The following is a 17618-nucleotide window of genomic DNA, read 5'->3' as shown; positions in this document are numbered from 1 at the left end:
CCGCTACCCAGCAGGCAAAACACACCCAACACCCAAGAAAAAGAACACCGTTGCAACCGGCAAAGCCGGTCGCAACGGTAAAAAGTAAAGCTAAGGCTGCGCCGTCCGCTCAACGCCACCGGCAGCCTCAGGCCCCTGAGGCTGCCGGAGTTGCCTGTCAGCCGCTCAAGCACGGCTCACGGCCGGGAGTTGCGATAGCCCGGCGGGCGGCGGAGGGCGCGGGTCCTGCAGGAGGTTGCGGGGCGGCCCAGCCCTACAGCTGTCGCGGGATACAGCTGAACCGCCGGCCCCGGATCTATGAGGCGGTGCTCGCAGCCTCCACAATGTCCGCCGCTACGTATAGCGTCAGGGCGCTGCCTGTGCGGTTGAGCTTGGTGGCAGCCCAGTGGAAGGGGTTTTCCACCTCTGTGGCACGGACGAGGTTTTCCATTTTGGGGTAGAGCGCCGGTGCGAGGAGCTTCCGCAGGCGGCTGAGGGCATCCTCTCGGTCCGGGGCGTAGCGGTTGAAGGGCAGATAGAGCGTGGCGTCATCGGGCTGAGCATCGCTGCGGGAGGTCATGCTCCAGCACAGGGTGGGACGCACGCCCGGGCCGGCCAGTGCCTGCGAGCTGTCGGCTGACATGCTGTCGACGAAGGCCGCGGCCGTGCTGCGGGCTGTATCGGAGAGTTCGCCCACCCGTGCGGCAAGAGCGGACGTGGAGCGCTCGTCCACCGTGGTGTAGAACTTGACCCTGGCGCGTGGTGAGGTGTGCAGGTCCAGGGAGAAAAACGCGGGTATCAGGTGGGCCAAGCCGTGCGGGTCGTGCTCTTGCAGCCACCGCCAGGCGGGGCCGTGGCCCAACCGGTCCAGCGCCTCGCCGACCAGGTCACGGTTTCGTTCGATGCCCGCGGCCATGGTGTCGAAGTAGACCTTGCTTGCCCCGATTCCGTCCGGTCGGACCGACACCGCTGTGCAGAGCCCGAACGCTGCCCGGTCGCTGCGGGGCTGGAAGAGGTCGCGCAGCGTGCGGGCGTGGACCAGTTCGGCGACGCCGCGGTCTTCCAGTGTTTCCAGGGTCCGCCACCCCTGCTGCCAGCTGGCCCGGGCCGTCGTGGCGCCGTTCGGGGCGAGGGGACGGAAGAAGATGCGCACGTCGACGCGGTCGGCATCGAGCACGAGGGAGTACTCGAACGGGGCGCCGCGCCGGGCTTTTTCCGATTCCTCGATGCCGCGGGAGGTGCGGTGCCCCCAGCTGCCGAACAACAGGGCGACGGCATCTGCGGTTGAGGCGGCGAAGCCGGGCCCCAGTTCCAGTACGTCGCCCAGGTACCTCATGCCGCGGACGGCACGGTCGGCGTAGCTGTCGGAGTCGAATGCGATGGAGGTCACAGCTGTACGCTCGCGTACGGGGTGGTGTCGATGCCGGGGTAGAGCTCTGTGAGGTGCTTGAGGCTTTCGGCGCTCCAGTAGGGGTCGCCGGCGGGCGGGAAGCCGAGCAGGTGACGCTGACGGGGGGTGAGATCCACCATGAACTCGCGGAAGGTATCCCAGTTGGGTGAGGCGGGGCGCAGAGACCACAGGTGTTTGTCTGTCCAGCGCGCCGCAGCAGCATGGATGTTGAAGAAAAGGGCGAGTCGGCGCCCCTCGCGTGCCCGGTAGGCGGAGCCGCGGTGCACGATGTCGCCGACGAACAGCAGGACGGAGCCCTTCTTGGCCTCGATAGGACGCTCGCGCTCATACAGTTCGGGATAGGCGCTCTTGTCGTAGGAGGCCTTCTTCGCCTCGGTGATCAGGGGGACACCAAGATAGTCGGCGCGTCCGACCACGTAGGTGGGGCCGGTGTCTTCGGTGACGTCGGTCAGGTACACGATGCCGTAGAGGCGCTGGTAGATGCCGTCGGTCCTGGGATGCAGGAGGCTGCTGGCCGCCCAGGCGTCGTTGTGCAGGGTCTGGTCCCGGGTCTCGCCGTAGGCGGTGCCGTACTTGGCCTGGATGAAGGAACTAGTCAGGCGCAGGTCGGAGGTTCCCATGAGGTGTTCGGCGACATCGATGGCGCGGTTGTCCAGCGAGATGCGGTTCAGGGCGTTGCTGGTGAAGGGGAAGGGAACCGCGTGCTTGAGGGCGGTGATCTCCTCAGCGGTGCTGCTGGCCGCCTCCGGGTCGGGGAAGTAGCTCTCCATGGCGGCGGCGGCGTCCTGGAGGGCCTGGCCGGTTAAGAAGTCGGGCACCAGGGCGTACCCGGTCTCGGCTATCTGCTCTGCGATGCTCTTGGCGTCCACGGATCAGCCCCCGCTCGGCATATGTCTGTTTCCCTGCCTGGACGGGCGGTAGGAGACGATGATGTTCTTCTGGAAACCGTCCAGCTTCAGTGCCTCCCCCACCGGCACGCCGTCGACTTCGATCCATGCGTGAGCGGCGAAAGGCATCAGGTTGACCCCGGAGACCCAGTCCGGCCATCGCCCGCGCATGCGGGCCAGCAGCGCGGCGGCGACCGCGCGCTCGAGGCAGTACTGTCCCGCACAGCGGCTGCTGACCGCGACGACATCGCTGCGGGCCCGCAGCGCCTCCTGGTGGGAGGCGGGGGCGGCGCCCCGGCTGAGGCGGCGCAGCAGGCGCTCCATCCGGTAGGGGGTCAGCTGGGTGACGGCGCGGCCGACGGTCACGGCGAGGCGGGGCAGGATGCTTTTGTGCAGGGGAAGCCGCGCTCTGGGCTCGAGTGTCATGGGCAGGGTCATGGACCGGTCACGACCTTTGCTGTCCGCATGTCGTCGACGAGTTTCTGGATGTCGTCGGGGATCCGGTCGCTCGCTTGCGGGAATTTTTCCTGGAGTTCGCTCACGATGGAGGGAATGGAACGGCCCGAGGAGAGCATCTCGAAGACCTTGACGCCCAGCGGATTCAGCCGGAAGTACTTCCCCGTCTTTTTGTTCAGCAGTACGGCCGCATCGCCATCTTGGGTGAGCACGGTGTGCAGTGAGGGCCTCAGCACGGCGATGCCAATCGTCGGTTCATTAGCAGTCCTTCCGTTTCGTTTTTCGGTGCCGTCGCGCCGGCAACGACCTGCATCCAGGCCTCCGCACCGATGGTGAGTTCCAAGGCTGCCGTTTCGTGCTGCGGTCTCATGTTGTCCTTGATGCGGGAGCGCAGGCATGCCAGGTCCACCAGCCCCTGTTCGGCCAGGAGTGAATCTTCGAACATAGCCAGCAGCGCCTTGCGGTTTCTGGCCAGGCCGTGGTGCACCGACATGCTGAATTCGCCTTTGGTGGAGCGGGCGAGTGCGGTTTTCGGGCCGTTCTTTTGCATCGCTGTGCGCAGGATGGGTTTGTAGCTGGTGCCGGGGAGAGACTCGGCGCGCGAGATGGACAGCGAAGCCTGCAGGACCCGGTCGTCCATGTACGGCAGCGACAGCTGGATGCCCTGGTGCTCCATCAGGGCCCGCAAGGGTGCCAGCCGGTGGCCGCCGATGCGCTGGCCGGCCAGAGCGGTGTGGGTAGCCCTGTCCGGTGCCTGGGGGGCGATGTCGGCCTGGGCGTAGATGAGGGCGCGGACGGCATCGGCGGTGCCGGTGGTGGCCCACGGCGGCATGTGCAGCTGCGGGCCCCAGTTGACGGTCGGCCTGAGCACGTCCGGGCGGGGGTGGTGCAGCGTGCGCAGTTCCTCGTCCAGCCACTGGCGATAGGTGGGCTGGCTGCTCAGCGCGCGCGCCGCCGCGGGCAGCGTCCAGCGGCGCAGCCGGGCCAGGGGGCGGATGCCGCGCAGGGCCTTGAGCGGTGAGGTGGCGTACAGGTCGCTGAAGTAGGACGGGGCCACGGTGAACAGCTCATCGCCGCCGAACCCGCCGAGGTGCACCGTCGCGCCGGTGGCCGCGAAGACTGTGGACATCGCGGCCTTGCGGGTCCGGTTGCGGATGAGCGTGTAGGGCTCGCCAAGGCCGTAGGGGACCGACTGGTCGAGCCCGCACTCGGGGTTCCAGATGCCGTCGTACGGCCCGGGGACGTCCTCGGGCCCGAGGACGGTCAGGTCCCGGCCGATCTCCTTGGCGGCGATGGCCGCCCAGTGCGCGTCGTCGTGGTTGGGATCTATCGTCTGCTCGACGAACGCCTGGAACTGGGCACCTTGCTCGGCCAGGAGGAAGCACAGGGAGGTGGAGTCCATGCCGCCGGAGAGGTCTGCGGACAGCCCTTCGGCGGTGGCGGCGCGGACGCTGACCGCTTCCTCCAGCGCGGTGCGCAGCGCAGGCGCTCCCTCGGCGATGGACAGCGCCGCGGCGGGTGGTCGCCACCAGGTAGTGGTGGTCACGCGGTCGCCGCAGACCTGCAGGCGCTGGTCGGCGGGGAGCCGGCGCACGCCGGTCCAGCAGGTCTCTTGCGTCAGGCCGTAGTCGAGGCCCGGGTGGATCAGCCCCCAGGCGGCCATCTCCAACCGCGGGGCTGCGCCGGTCAGGCGGGCAAGGACCTCTACGGAGTCCGACACCGCGTACGGGCCGTCCGCGCGCTTGACGTAGAAGACCTGGCGCAGCCCGGAGGCGCTGCCCTGGATGTGGGTGGCTTGTCCGTCGGTGTACAGGATATGGAAGCTGCCGGCGAATTCGTGCGCGGCGGTCATTACGCCGTCGGCATCGTTATACCGGTCGAGAAGGCGTGCCAGGCACCCCGCGTCGACGTGAAATTCGCCGAAGAGGGCGAGGCGCCTGGCACCAGCCTCGGCCACAAGCAGGCTGGCGTGGAGCGTTTTCGCTAGTAACCACGTACTGCCTGATTGGTGCCGGACCGTGGACGTATTTTCGGTCAAGGCGGTGTTGCTCAGGTACGCACTGCCGACGTTTCCCGGGAAAGCAACGAACCATGACGCACCCAAGATCTTGTCCCCCCATGGCTGACCGAAACTACGCATTGATTCAGATGATGGCCACGCCCTCGCCGTCGTCGCTGGCCCAGCCGTACCACGTGGTCAGTTCACTGAACTCGCCGACCGGCACCAGTGCGGGCGCCTCGTACTCAATGGTCTCGTCAGTCATTTGTGTCACCCCCTCCCCCGAAAGAAGTGATCGTCACATTAGTTACACGGATTGCGGCAAACAAGATCATTCAGAGCATGCGGGCAAGAATGGCTCTTTCGCTGCGGTTGACAAGTCGAGCTCCGCACGCCCAAAGGTGTCCGATTTGCACCATACTTACCTGTTGTCTACATGTAGATCAGTGAGGGATCTTGGTGAGACGTGTGTAGTGCGTGTAGGAGATGGGGAAATCGAGTCATTCCTGTGTCAGAGGGCTGGAGAGAGGCGGTGCCGAAGACCCCGATGACGGCAGCGCCGCACCCCACGGACTGCCCGGTGCGGCTGCTCGTCAGCCGCCGCAAAGCCCGGTACCCAGTCGTCGGTCCAATCCGCCAGCGGAGCGCAACCCTGTGCGAGGGACGTCGGGCGCAGCCCCAAACCGCGCCCCGGTGCTGCGGACCGACGGCCTCCTCATCGGCACTCAGACGGCCCCCGCTCTCCGGGCTTGGTAGGGAGGCAGGCGGCTGGCTCCGCCGCCCCGGCCCGACGCGCTGCCGGTGCTCTTCCGACCTCCTGGGTACGGCGGTGCGGCCTGCTCGGGGCGGGGCGGCAGCGCTAGATAATGCCGACGGTCCCCGGAGCGGTAAAGCTCCGGGGACCGTCGGCGTTGGCCAGTGCTGCCGCCCGTCAGGCAGTACGTTCTACGGCCGTCTCCCGCATCGTGGGAAGCCCGACGGCGGACGGCTGCGCTTCGAAACGCGTGGCGAGGAAGACCTGGACGGCGCCGGTCCACACCAGTGCCGACCCCAACAGGTGCAAGCCGACGGCCAGCGCGGGCAGTCCGCTCAGCGACTGCACCACCCCGACCGCGCCCTGGGCCAGCACCACAGCGACGAAAGAGAGCGCCTTCTGGCGTGCACGCCCCTGGCCGTCCTTGGGCAACGCCCGCAGCAGGTACCCCGCCAGGACGAGCGCGGCCACCGCGAGCGCACCATGGATGACCGTCACGACCGTCCAGTTGAAAGGCATCCGGTGCACATCGCTGGAGTCCCCGGCATGGGGCCCCGCCCCCGTGGCGAGCGTGCCCGCCACGAGCAGGAGCGCCGTCGCGCCAAGCAGCCAGCCCGCTGCGCCACGGCAGCGCTCCGGCAACCGGGGCCGCTCCCCCTGCCCGGCCCCCGGGCCCTCAAGGGCAAGTGACTCGCGGCGCACTCGGTCCCAGGTGACCACCGTTGTGGTCAAGAACAGGATGGCAGCGAGGAAGTGCGCGGCGACGACGTAGGGACTCAGCTTCATCCACACGGTCACGCCACCGACCACCGCGTTGAGGACGACCACCCAGAACTGCGCCCAGGCCCCGCGCAGCACAGCACGCGACGGTGCGCTCTGCAGGCGAGCAGCGATGATGACCCAGCCGACGACGACACACAGCACGCCGGTGAGCAGCCTGTTGCCGAACTCGATCACACCATGGATGCCCATCTCCGCAGTGGGCGCCAGCGTGTCCGCGGTACACATCGGCCAGTCCGTGCACCCCAGCCCGGAACCAGTCACCCGCACGACCCCGCCGGTGGCCACGATGCCGATGCCGGCCACGACCGAGACGAACGACGCCAGGCGGACACTTCGCGGCCCAAGGGAAAACCGGCCGGCCAGCCAGGAGAGAGGTGTCTGCACAATTGTCCTCTGCTTCACGTGAGTTTCGGATTGTCCAGACTACGCACGCCCTCTGCCCCGCTTGAGGACGGGCCATCGGTCCCGCGACAACGTCGCCAACAGTCGTGGTGAGCACCGTGATTGCAAGCAGCGCGACGAGGACGGTGATGACGGAGACCGTCTGGCCGGCATACCCGCTCGGATGCAACGGCACGGCCACCCTCCCTCCCTCCGGGCCATGGGCGGGAGGAGTCCCTTACCTGTGGTCAGGTCGGCGAGGGCGCCAGGTGCGGATCTCCAGGTGAGTGATGTGCGCGGCGGGGTCGATGCGGCCGGTCTCGGTCGGCCATTGGTGGATGGCGGCGGAGCCGTAGGAGCGTTCTTCGGTGTGGTCGGTGCGCTGGATGACGTCGCGGCGAATGCCGGGTGAGTCGGTGCGGCTGCTGGAGGAGTGCAGGTAACCGGTCTTGTTCATGCGGACAGTGAAGGCCAGGCGCAGGTTTTGGCGGGCGGCTTCGGCGATTGGAGGGCGCAGTCGGGTGGAGCCGGAGGCGATGGCCTGGGCGCCGAAGCGGCCGGTGCTGGTGGCGTTGAGCGGACGGCGCAGCCTTAGCATGGTGTGATGCGATCGCAGCCTGTCGTGGGGTTCCAGGTGGCTTCGGTCCACTCGATCGCGCTTCGATCGCCCATCGCTGTCTCTCCTGCCGTGAGCCTCGAACGCCTTGCGTGCCAGGCGCTTCTGGTGCGCTGCCTAACGAGCGGCGTACCGAACTGGCACGCGACCAGCCCATCATTCACTTCGAATGCCTGTCCCGAAAAGGGGGGACGCCTCAACTCGTCTAGCGGCAAGGCTGGTTGCCGCGTAGACCTTGAGGCGTCGGCAGATCGAACCGCGCGGCGCCGGCGCCGTGTCTGCGCCGCAGGAAGTGGCCTGATCTGGAGACGGCGCTCGCCGCGACCGCGAACGCCTCCACCACAAGATAGTCCGGTCAGCGTCAGTGGGCGCGACAGAACGGTGGCAACGCCCCAGTTACTGGGCTCCGGCTACTGGTCAGGTACGGGGGTTGGTCACTTCGGCTCTTGGCGTAGGTCTTTGAGGGCCTTCTCGAGCAGGTGGTAGCGCACGCGTTCGTGTTCCAGTCGCACGTTATGGCCGAACTCGCCTTCCACGAGGCTTTCGTGGAGATCGGCTTCTTCTGGTGTGAGCGTGGTGAGGTGCTCGTGGGTGGGGGTTTCTTCCTTCACCCATTGGCTGCGGTGCGCCAGCAGCACGTTCCTGTCCATCAGGATGGACCGGGCGTGGGGGAAGGCTCGGCGTAGCCGGTCGAGGATGGTGAGGCCGTGAGTGTCTAGGTCACCCCAGTAGATCAGGCGGACATCCTGCAGCCAGGTCAGGGCGGAGAGTTGGGTGACGGCATAGCCGCCACCGTGGATGACGATGCTGTGGGGCTGGCTAGGGAAGGCCAGATAGGTGGTTTCGTTCTCGACGACATGCACGGTCGTGACGCCGGGTGGCCTGGCGGTGAATTCGTCAACACGGACCGTGAGTTCGTTGAAGCCCGCCAGTGACGCGCCGCCGAGCAGGCGGAAACGCAGGTAGGCGGGTTTGCGCAGGAAGCGAAAGCGAGCGGCGAATTCGGTACGGGCAGATTCGGTATCGATGCGGTCGTCGGGGAGGCAGTGCTCGAGCAGGGTGGTGAGGATGGCGCGGTGGTGTTCGATGAACTTGGTGTCCACCCCGGGTACGTCGAGCTGGCGCAGGTAGACGGCCGGGCCGCGGTAGTCGATGATCCACCCGATGGTGGCTTGGAGCCGTGGCCAGTCGGCTTCTCGTTGGACGACCTTCATCGGGTGCACAGCCATCCATGCGGCCAGCGGGGGCAGCGTCTCGCGGGCAGCGGCCAGGAGGGATGCGTAGCGGTTGACCGTGCTGGTGACGCCCAGGAGGGTCCACAGGTCTTCGCGGCGTTCGATCCAGACCCGGGCGGGGACCTTGTTCACGCCGGACAGGCGTCCGCCGAGCTGCCGGTACTCAATGCGCATGCGCCGGTTGGCTCCGGGAGCCCACGACGTGGCCCAGGCGAGGACTTGGTCGTAGTACTGGGTGATGTCGCCGGCCTTCGGGCCCCGCAGGGGTACGTCGAGTGGTTCCCATGCGGCGCCGTCGGCGAGCTGGGTGAGGTAGTGGCCGCGGTCCCAGCGTTTGCGCAGGCGGGCGACGACGTCGCGGGGTGTGGGCCAGTTCTGGGTGTGAGTGACGGCCATGTCAGCTGTCCCGTCCGGTTGCGGGCTGTAGGGCGGCCAGGGTGCGGGCGAGGCGTTCTTGGCGGTATTGGGCGATGGTCAGGGTGCGCAGGCGGGAGTGGTGTCCGGTCGGGTTGTCGACGAAGCCGACGGCGGACACATAGGGCTCGATGACGTGGATCTTTTGCAGCGGGGTGACGATGAGGAGTTGCAGGCCCAGGCGCTTGAAGAGGTCCAGGGCGAAGCGGGCCGATTCCTCCGAGCCTCGGCCGAAGGCTTCGTCGATGACAACGAAGCGGAAGGTACGGCTCCTGCTGCTGGTCGTGTCCAGCTTGAACTGGTAGGCGAGGGAGGCGGCCAGGATGGTGTACGCGAGCTTCTCCTTCTGGCCGCCGGACTTGCCGCCGGAGTCGGAGTACACCTCGTACTCGGAGTCGTCCTCGCGGCGTCGTTCACTGGCGCTGAAGACGAACCAGTACCGCACGTCGGTGACACGCTTGGTCCAGCCGCGGTCGCTTTCCGTGGAGCCTTCGCGGCCCTTGAAGCGTTCGATCAGGCGCTGGACCTGGTGGAACTTCTCCTCGGAGTACAGGTCAGAGTCGTCGCCGGACAGGACGTCGTCGGTGCAGGCGCGCAGTTCCGCAGTGAACTCGCGGATCTCGGTGTTGGGGGTCTGCTCGAGCTTGAGCACGATGTAACGGCCCGGGTTGTAGTCGATGTCAGCCAGCGACTCGTTGATGGTGTTGATGCGGTCGCCGATCTCGTCGGCCCAGATGTTCAACTGCGCGTGAAATCCGGCGATTTCGCGGATCACGTTGGTCTTCAGGTAGGTGCGGAACTGGTCCTGGAAGCGCGGCAGGTCGTCGGCAACGAGCTGCTGGTGCACAGCGCGGTATCCGGGGGCGGAGGCGACGGAGGCGTCGAGCTCGCTGGTCTCAACCTGATAGGTATTGCGGAAGGCGCTCATCTGGGCGGCGATCGTCTGGGCGAGGCGAGTCTGCTCCTTGGCCCAGCGGTGCTTGTGCGCCGTCATCTCCTCGCGCAGCCGGGTTTCGGTCTGCGCGCACTCCTGCGCGGTCCAGCACGCCAACCGGGCTGTGGTCAGGCGCTGCTCGAGGGCTGGGAAGTGGGCCTGTGCATCGCCGGCGGCCGGTTCGTCGAGTACGGCGCGGGCCTCGTCGCGAGCGCGTTCAGCGGCGTCCCGTTCGCCACAGACCCGGCCCCAGCTCTGGCTGGCCTTCTCGTGGGCGGCTTCCTGTTCGGTGATTTCGCCGGCGATCTCCGTAAGGCGCCTGGTGAGTTCATCCAGATCCTTGGAGTCGGCCTGCAGACGCTGCTTCTCGCCGGTCAGCTCGGTGATGCGCCGTACCGCAGACGGCCAGTCGATCTCGGTGTAGTCCTGCATCGCCGCCAGCCGGTCGAGGACCTTGTCACGGCTGATGGCGTCCTCGTAGGCGGCTCCCAGCCCGCGCCTCTTCTTCTCCATCTCGCGCTGGTCGCCATGGACCCGCCCCGCCTGATCCAGGAGGGCATCGATCTTCGCCTGGTTCGTCCAGCCAAGCACATAAGTGCTGCGGTCATCGACACGGGTGGTGTCGTTCTTCTCGTGGCGGCCCCTCACCCCCTTGATCAATCCCTGTGCGGTAATGGCCAGTTCGGCGTGCCGGAAGTCCTCCATGGTGGACACGCAGGCGTGGGAGGCTCGGCGTTCGAGCTCGCCGGCGAGCCACGGGGCGAACGGCGAGTCGTCTCGCACTTCGAGCTTGGTGAACAGCGCCGTGGACGCTCCTGTGGGCAGGCGCCGCGGCGGGAGCTTGTCCGGGACGCGAAAGTAGACCAGCTTCGTCCCCAGGTGGTGGTCGTTGATCCAGTCGGAGACACGGGCGTACTGGTCGCCGGGGACCAGGAGGGACACGGCGAAGCCGCGCAGCAGCCGCTCGGCGGCTCCGGCCCACTCCTGTTCCTCGTCGCGGACCTGAATGAGTTCGCCGGCGAACGGCAGGACACTCTCCTCGATGCCGAGTTCGCGGCTCAGGCGGGTGCGTACCTCCAACTGCTTTCGGGGGATGTTGCTGCGGCGCGAGCGCAGACTGATCAGATCTTCGTTGAGGTCCTCGGCCCGCTGCTTCAGCCGTGCGGCCTCGACCGCGAGCGTCTCCAGCGCCGTGCGCGTCTCCTGTGTCGTCGCGACGACGTCATGCTGGGCCCGGGCGATCTCCTCAAGCCGGTCGGTGAACTGGGCCTGATCGGTGACCGGAGCCAGCTCGGCCTGCTCCAGCAGGGCGGCGTGCTGGCGGGCCCGCTTCTCCTGAGCGGCGCGCCGCTGCTCCGTCTCCTCGATCTGGCGCTCCAGTTCACCCAGGCGCCCGCCACCCAGGCCCTCACGCTGCAGTTCCCACCGGCGCTCCTGGCCCCGCAGCCGATCCAGCTCCTCCTTCGCGGTCTTCTTCTCGCTGTCCAGGCGGGCGAGCATCCTTTCCAGCTCGGCGCGCCGGGCTTCGTGCAGAACCGACGTGCGCTCGGCGATGAAATACCGTAGGGCGGCCTGCTGGGCGTCGGCCTCGTCGATGCGTGCGGCCAGGCCCTCGTAGGCGTCGCAGTCCTCAAGCAGCGGGGTGAGAGCCTCGATCTGGGCGCGGGCCCGCTGAACCGAGTTGTAGGTGGTGGTCAGCGCGTCGAAGTGACTCACGATGTTGTCGGTCATGGCCGCCGCATCGAACGGTTCGAGCATGTGACTGCGCACGAATTCGTCCAGGCTGCCCACCGACTTCATCGACACCGTCTGGTGGAAGAGTTCCAGCGCCTGCTCGGACTCGATGCCCATACGGCGCCGGAAGTCCTTGCTGTAGGGCGGGAACGTCTTGTGGACGCGGACATCGCCAGCTTCGAGGCGCTTCTTCAGGGCCCGCACCTCGGTGCCGAAGTCTGCGAAGTCTCCGGCGACGGACAGCGCCCGGTCGGCGACGAGGAACAGCCGCTCGGGGCTGGTGGCGTTCGGATCGGCCAGCCAGAACATCTGCCCCAGCGTGACGGTCGCCGCCAGCGCCGGGTTATGGAACACGCCCAGGATGACGGAGTAGCTGCCCGGCTTGCGCAGCGCCACCGGCTTGGTCGTCCCGGTGGTCTCGTTGCGTTCGGACTTGTAGTGGCCCAGGACGTAGGAGCGCAGGCTGCGCTCGCGGCTCTCCGCGCCGGCAGCCTTGTTGTAGGCAATCTTGTGGGCGGGCATGAACAGGGTGGTGATCGCATCCACCAGGGTGGACTTGCCGGAGCCGATGTCCCCGGTCAACAGCGCGTTGGCGCCGCCGAGGCCGAAGGACCACACGTGCTTGTCGAACGTGCCCCAGTTGTAGACCTCCAGACGCTCCAGCCGGAATCCGGCCGCGGCAACGTCGGTGGAGCGTTTCCTGGCCTTCGCCGGTATCGCGGCCACCCTGATCTGCTGCCGCCGACTCGGCGGCTCAGCCGTCCCCTATGATCTCGATCATGGGCAACTTCTCCTGAGCGGGCCGCGACGGTCCACAGACATCCGCCCGGCAGGTGCCGGGCCCCGTCAGCGTGCCCGCACGCTCTCCTCGGGAGACACGACCACACCATGTCCGTTCACTCTGCCCGTTCCGCCCTGGACGACCGCATCGCACGCCTGCGACAGCTCGCCCACGCCGACACTCTGCTGGAGGGCGTACTGCTCTACGGCTCGTGGACCGTGGACGAGGCCGACGCCCATTCCGACATCGAGGCGTATTTCTACGTCCAGGACGACCGCCTCGCCGACTTCGACGGCCCCGCCTTCCTGGCACAGCTCGCACCGCTCCAGCTCTCCTACACCAACATGTACGGCATCCTCGCCGTCGTCTTCGACGACCTGATGCGCGGCGAGTTCCACCTCACCCCCGCCGGTCCCGGCATCGACGAAGTCCCCACCTGGCAAGGCATGGTGCACCTACCCCGCCCCGACGCCGCCGTCCTGCTCGACCGCACCGGCCGGCTCACCCGGGCCGCCCGGCAGCTGGCTGCCTTCCAGCCGCCCGAGCCGGTGACCACCGCCCAGCAGCTCACCAACGAGCTGACCAACTGGACCCTCATGCTCGCCCATGTCCTGGCCCGCGGCGAAATCGCCCGCACCCACGCCCTGCTGCACACCGTCATCGCGCCCCAGCAACTCCAGCTCTGCCGCCTGTTGCGCAACAGCACAGCCCACTGGCTCACCCCCAGCCGCGCGCTCGAACAGGACCTGCCCGACACTGACCGTCACCGCTACGTCGCCACCACAGCTGCCGCCCGCGACCAGGACGTGCGCACGGCGGCACGCAACAGCTGGCGCTGGAGCCGCGACCTGGCCTCCGAGGCCGCCGACCGCTGGGCCATTCACCTGCCACACGAACTCCACGAACAAATCAGCAGCCGCCTGAGCGACCCTCGCTGACCACATCCGGCTGGGGCCACGACCGCCGCACAACGCCAATTGAGATCATCTCTAAAGCAGAGCCCGTCGCCCTCTTCATGTCGGCGTTCCTGCCCGCACCGCGGCGCGGACTGCGGCGAACAATGCCTGCCCTGCTCGCACGGGTGTGGGCCCGTCTCCGGAAGCGGCCGTCTCGGCCTGCTCGCTACGGCACGCCGCACACAGCCGCTCGCCGTTCACCGGCCGGAACAGCAACGGCTGGAGATGCTCGCCGGCGCATTCTCGCATCGCGGCCACGCGGGGCGTCGGGGGTGTTCCGATCGCCCGCTGTTCGGCGAACGACGGCGCGTCCGGCATCTTCCGCACCAGCCGATCACGCACCAGCGCGGCCGGGCAGTGGACTGTCTCAGGCAGTCCGGACGTCAATGCCTCCCGGATGTCACGGACCGTGGACCCACGTTGCAGCCATTCGCCCGCCAACGGCGCGAGTCGCCCCACCTCGCGCCCGCCGAGCCGTAACCGCCGCTCGGCGTGCGACACCGCCGCGAGCGCCTGCGCGGCGCGTTCCACCAACTCCTGCGGCACTGTCGCCGCGGTGGCGGTCTCCGGTGCCGGAGGCTCCTCGGTGTCCTGCGATTGTCCGTCCTCCCGCCCACCGACCTTCGCCGCGCGGCCGAGGACGGGGTCCTGGCCGTCGAACTCCTCCTCCGGGGAGGGAGGGTTGGGGGTGTTCTCGACGGTGTTCTCCAGGGAACGGCCGACGGCCCGGCCGATCGGCTTACCGGCGGCCGGAATCCCGTCAGTCGGTCGCCCGTCGCGGACTCCGGCGGCTTCGGCCGCATCGAGCGGCACGTTGGAGACGAGCTGCACGGTCGACCAGCGGCCAGCCGGGCTCTGCCGCCGCCACTCGTGCAGGTAGCCCTCGGTGGACAGTTCTCGCTTGGCGCGGATGAACGCCGTCTTCTTGATCCCGGCCCGCTTCGCCGTAGCCGACAGTGGCTCGTCCGCACCGGCTGGCAGCGAAAGTTGCCAGGTCAGCAGGCGCACTGCGTCCGACGACAGGCGGGGGTGGCGAATGATCTCGTTCGGCACCTGAGAGAAGAAACGCGCAGGCGCGATAGCATGCCTAAGCATCCCAGGGAGCTCCTAACTCCTTGGCGGTGTAGGCCCTCGGATTGGTGCTACCAACACCGCCGGGGGCCGCTTCGTTTTTGGCACGAAGCAACCTTGATGCCGTCCACCGTACCTCGTGATCAACACATGGGGCTGCTGTACTGGCGGACCCAACTCCTCTCAGCGACAGGGCGGTTCTCGGTGACTCCCGGAGCCCCGTGCGATTGTTTGCGGTCGCGACATCAACCGGGCTCTTCGTCTCGTCGTCGGCTGCTCGACGGTTCGGCGCCGGTCGCCATTGCCGGCCTGGTCAGGGGAGCGATGCGGGGGCCGTTTCAGCGCGTTTCCCGGGGAGAATCTGGGGAGTTCAGGGAGCGGCCGGGGAGTGCGGACCGCAAAAGCTCCGCACTCCCTGGAACGCCACGAAACGCAATCACCGCAGGTCGGATGGGGTAACCGACTCATTCGCCCAGGTCGCCGCAGGCGGGGAGACTAAACGTATAGGTCGACTCGTCCGCCCTTATCTGGGACTTCACCCCGGAAAGGGCCTCTGACCTGCAGCGGAGGCCCTTTCCGACCTTTCACGCGCTTACCGCTTTGGGTAGCCGCACCGGAGGCGTCTGAGCAGCCGGTCAGCAAGGTGACGCGCATGGCCGATCTCCACCAGGTTGTCGTGGAGCCATGCGTGCTTGCTCAGGCCGAGGCCCTCTCCAACGGGTGCATCCTCGGTGGTGACCCGGTCGGGACCTCAGAGCGTGCCCGGCGCGGGCCGGAACCGAACCAGATCAGGCAGGTTGGCTGGAGAGGAATCAGCTAGTGGCTCGTCACGCAGCCTTGGCTGGGTAATGCGTCCAGGTGCGGATGGGTGAGTTGGGGGCGAAGTTGGTCTTCGGTTCGGCGTGGGCGTTGTGCCAGCGGATGTAGGCGGCGATGGCGGCGTTCTGTTCGTCGTGGCTGCGATGGTCGGTGCCGTTGAGCGCGAAGTAGCGCAGGGCCGCGAACTCGGCCTCGTCGGGTAGGACCGCTGCATTGCTGCAGCGGTCCCCCCTCAGAACCGGCCATGCCCGTTTCCGAGCAACCGGCTCAAGCAAGCCCCGTGGGCTCGCCGGCGGACAGAAGTGGTGGCCGCTGGCCGGTGTCGGTCGTCAGCCGACGGTGGCAGTGGGTGTGGGTAAGGCGTGGGGCGGCGGGTTTGTCCGGCTTGCCGTTGCCCGCGTCGGCCGTGACCGCGTGTTTGCGGATCGCGATGCGGGTGACCTTGAGCCACTGTTCCCACTGGTCGGGGGTTTGTGGCTCGTGGTCGGCGTGCAGCAGCAGCCCTCCGCAGAGTGAGCAACGGCCGTCCTGCTTCTGCAACAGAAGCAAGGTGCCTTTGCCCAGCGGGAGTTTGCCGCGGCGGCGCCGCTTGGCCCAGAAGTCGGCCAGGGCGGGATCGTCGGTTGACGCCCTCCCCGGCACCATCCGGTGCCGGACGATCGGCGTCCAGGCGAACTTGTAGAGATAGAAACCGCTGACGCGGTCCCCGAACACCCACGTGTCCTGCCTGAACGGGTTAAACATGCCGAAGTACCGGGCGGTCACCCAGCGTTTCGACTTGTTCGGGTGGGAGAATTTGGCCCACTTGTAGACCAGTCTCCACACATAGGCGTCCAGCGAGTTGAACGCCCGCTTGGACACCCCGATCCGGTAGTAGGCGGCCCAGCCCTTGATGATCGGGTTGAGCTTGGCGATCACCGCGTCGGCGTTGGCTCCTCGCAGGGCCAACATCTCGGTGGCGAGCCGTTCCCGGATCCGCCGCAAGGCCGCGTTGCTCGGCTTGGTCAGCAACTTGCCGCGGTAGCGTCGGATGTTGAACCCCAGGAAGTCGCAGCCCTCATCGAGGTGGACAATGCGCGTCTTGTCCTCGTTGAAGGCCAGTCCCCGGGGCGCGAGCCACGCCGCCAGTCGCGCCTTGACCTGCTCGGCCTGTTCCCGTGAATGGCACAGGGCGAGAAGGTCATCGGCGTAGACAATCAGAACCGGGGAATCGCGCGCCAGGATCGCGGCATCACTGCCGAGAGTTTGGTAGCGGACTCCAGCGGCCTTTCCCATGCCGTGCAAGGCTATGTTCAACAACGCGGGGCTAATTACCCCGCCCTGGGGAGTTCCCTCCCCGGTGGGGGTGAGTAAACCTTTCTCGACCACACCCGTCTTCAGCCATCTGGCGATCATTCCCCTCCCGGGAAAGGTGCCCAATGACGCGAGCAGGTGATCGTGATCGATTCGGTCGAAAGCCGCTTTCAAGTCGGCGTCGAGCACCCACAGACGTTTGGCGTTCATACCGCTCGCCGTCGTGTGGATGGCAACGATCGCGTCATGACAGCCACGACCGGGGCGAAAGCCGTAGACTTTCGGTTCCAGTCGTGCCTCCCACTCGGGCTCCATTGCATTCAGCGTCAGAGCTTGAAGGCATCTGTCGGCGATCACAGGAATTCCAAGTGGGCGCCGTTTTCCATTCGCCTTGGCGATATACACCCGCTTGACGGGCTTGGGCTTCCACGGGGCCGCGTCATGCTGGACCCAGTCGGCCAACTCGGCCTTTCCCTGGGGCAGCAGGACGACTTTCCTGTCGATGCCTGCCGTCTTGCGGCCAGCGTTGACCTCCGTGACCCGCCGCACACTCGCGAGTGTGTTGGCGCGGGAGCGGAGCATCAACTTCTGCAGATTCCTGACCTTGGCCAGGTCTCCTGCCTGCGATGCCGTGAAGATGCGCTGCCGCAGACGCCGTACGTCATCCTCGACGGTCCGCCAGTCGATCGACGGCCAGTCGGTGATCTCGTCCTCCGGTCCGTTCGCCGTGCCGGCGACGGTCGCAACGGCTTGCGCCGCCTTGGCCGCGTGTGTCGTCATGGCGTCCAACTTGCCCTTCGGTTCCGGTGTCTTTGGTCATCGTTTCTTCACAGGCTCACCAGACCCACGTCAGCACCCTTTCAGGTCAGGGCATCGGCCCCTATCCGGCCAGTTATGCGGGACCACCGACGGAGGTGTCGGCACACGGTTCCCGGTTTCCTGCTGCCTTTCGGCCACCGGCATTCGCTTGCTGGGTCTTCCTGCGCCCGCTGGAGAGTTGGGCCTTCCTTGCGGTTGGCTTGAGGTTCCCCCGGCGTGCGGGAGGTGCTGATCAGCTGGTCAGTACGGGTTGACGGGGTTGCAGGTTCGTTCGTTTGGTCGTTGCCTGGTCGGCG

At 67.2% G+C, this 17618-nt stretch carries 14 protein-coding genes; 1 reads left to right on the top strand and 13 read right to left on the bottom strand.

Going from position 1 to position 17618, the window contains the following annotated elements; all coding sequences use genetic code 11:
* Positions 1-295: 295 nt before the first annotated feature.
* The 10 genes from ACIQE0_RS38310 to ACIQE0_RS38265 all read right to left on the bottom strand — a co-directional run bounded on the left by ACIQE0_RS38310 (position 296) and on the right by ACIQE0_RS38265 (position 12309).
* Complete coding sequence (locus ACIQE0_RS38310; protein WP_402340902.1) at positions 296-1369, bottom strand: tryptophan dimethylallyltransferase family protein; 1074 nt, start codon at positions 1367-1369, stop codon at positions 296-298.
* Positions 1366-2259 (bottom strand): phytanoyl-CoA dioxygenase family protein, encoded by an 894-nt coding sequence (locus ACIQE0_RS38305; RefSeq protein WP_402340899.1) that lies wholly within the window; start codon positions 2257-2259, stop codon positions 1366-1368. The genes ACIQE0_RS38310 and ACIQE0_RS38305 overlap by 4 nt, the downstream gene beginning before the upstream one ends.
* 3 nt (positions 2260-2262) lie before the next feature.
* Positions 2263-2703 (bottom strand): lasso peptide biosynthesis B2 protein, encoded by a 441-nt coding sequence (locus tag ACIQE0_RS38300; protein WP_402340896.1) that lies wholly within the window; start codon positions 2701-2703, stop codon positions 2263-2265.
* Positions 2704-2711: 8 nt separating this feature from the next.
* Positions 2712-2945 (bottom strand): PqqD family peptide modification chaperone, encoded by a 234-nt coding sequence (locus ACIQE0_RS38295; RefSeq protein WP_402340893.1) that lies wholly within the window; start codon positions 2943-2945, stop codon positions 2712-2714.
* A gap of 17 nt (positions 2946-2962) precedes the next feature.
* A complete protein-coding gene (locus tag ACIQE0_RS38290; RefSeq protein ID WP_402340890.1) occupies positions 2963-4873 on the bottom strand; it encodes an asparagine synthase-related protein in 1911 nt (636 codons plus the stop codon).
* A gap of 4 nt (positions 4874-4877) precedes the next feature.
* Entirely contained in the window at positions 4878-4997 is a 120-nt protein-coding gene (locus tag ACIQE0_RS38285) for a lasso RiPP family leader peptide-containing protein (RefSeq protein WP_402340887.1), read from the bottom strand.
* 666 nt (positions 4998-5663) lie between these two features.
* Positions 5664-6671, bottom strand: a complete 1008-nt coding sequence (locus ACIQE0_RS38280) for a heme A synthase (RefSeq protein ID WP_402340884.1) — start codon at positions 6669-6671, stop codon at positions 5664-5666.
* Between the two features lie 217 nt (positions 6672-6888).
* Positions 6889-7248, bottom strand: coding sequence for a hypothetical protein (locus tag ACIQE0_RS38275; RefSeq protein WP_402340881.1), 360 nt, complete (start codon positions 7246-7248; stop codon positions 6889-6891).
* A 452-nt stretch (positions 7249-7700) separates the two neighbouring features.
* A complete protein-coding gene (locus ACIQE0_RS38270; RefSeq protein WP_402340878.1) occupies positions 7701-8897 on the bottom strand; it encodes a Wadjet anti-phage system protein JetD domain-containing protein in 1197 nt (398 codons plus the stop codon).
* 1 nt (position 8898) lies between these two features.
* Positions 8899-12309, bottom strand: a complete 3411-nt coding sequence (locus ACIQE0_RS38265) for an ATP-binding protein (protein ID WP_402340875.1) — start codon at positions 12307-12309, stop codon at positions 8899-8901.
* Between the two features lie 162 nt (positions 12310-12471).
* Between ACIQE0_RS38265 and ACIQE0_RS38260 the strand changes: the two genes are divergently transcribed.
* Positions 12472-13302: a nucleotidyltransferase domain-containing protein gene (locus tag ACIQE0_RS38260; RefSeq protein ID WP_402340873.1), complete on the top strand. Its 831-nt coding sequence runs from the start codon at positions 12472-12474 to the stop codon at positions 13300-13302.
* 75 nt (positions 13303-13377) lie between these two features.
* Here ACIQE0_RS38260 and ACIQE0_RS38255 read toward each other — a convergent pair whose 3' ends face one another.
* From ACIQE0_RS38255 to ltrA, 3 genes are all read right to left on the bottom strand, one after another.
* Positions 13378-14373, bottom strand: coding sequence for a hypothetical protein (locus ACIQE0_RS38255; RefSeq protein WP_402340871.1), 996 nt, complete (start codon positions 14371-14373; stop codon positions 13378-13380).
* Positions 14374-15218: 845 nt separating this feature from the next.
* Positions 15219-15485, bottom strand: coding sequence for a hypothetical protein (locus ACIQE0_RS38250; protein WP_402340868.1), 267 nt, complete (start codon positions 15483-15485; stop codon positions 15219-15221).
* A complete protein-coding gene (gene ltrA / locus ACIQE0_RS38245; protein ID WP_402340865.1) occupies positions 15478-17283 on the bottom strand; it encodes a group II intron reverse transcriptase/maturase in 1806 nt (601 codons plus the stop codon). The genes ACIQE0_RS38250 and ltrA overlap by 8 nt, the downstream gene beginning before the upstream one ends.
* Positions 17284-17618: the final 335 nt, after the last annotated feature.

Source organism: Streptomyces sp. NPDC093097, from assembly GCF_044754325.1.
Lineage (GTDB): Bacteria > Actinomycetota > Actinomycetes > Streptomycetales > Streptomycetaceae > Streptomyces.
Note: the sequence above shows the minus strand (reverse complement) of the source record. Positions and strands in the feature narration are given on the sequence as shown.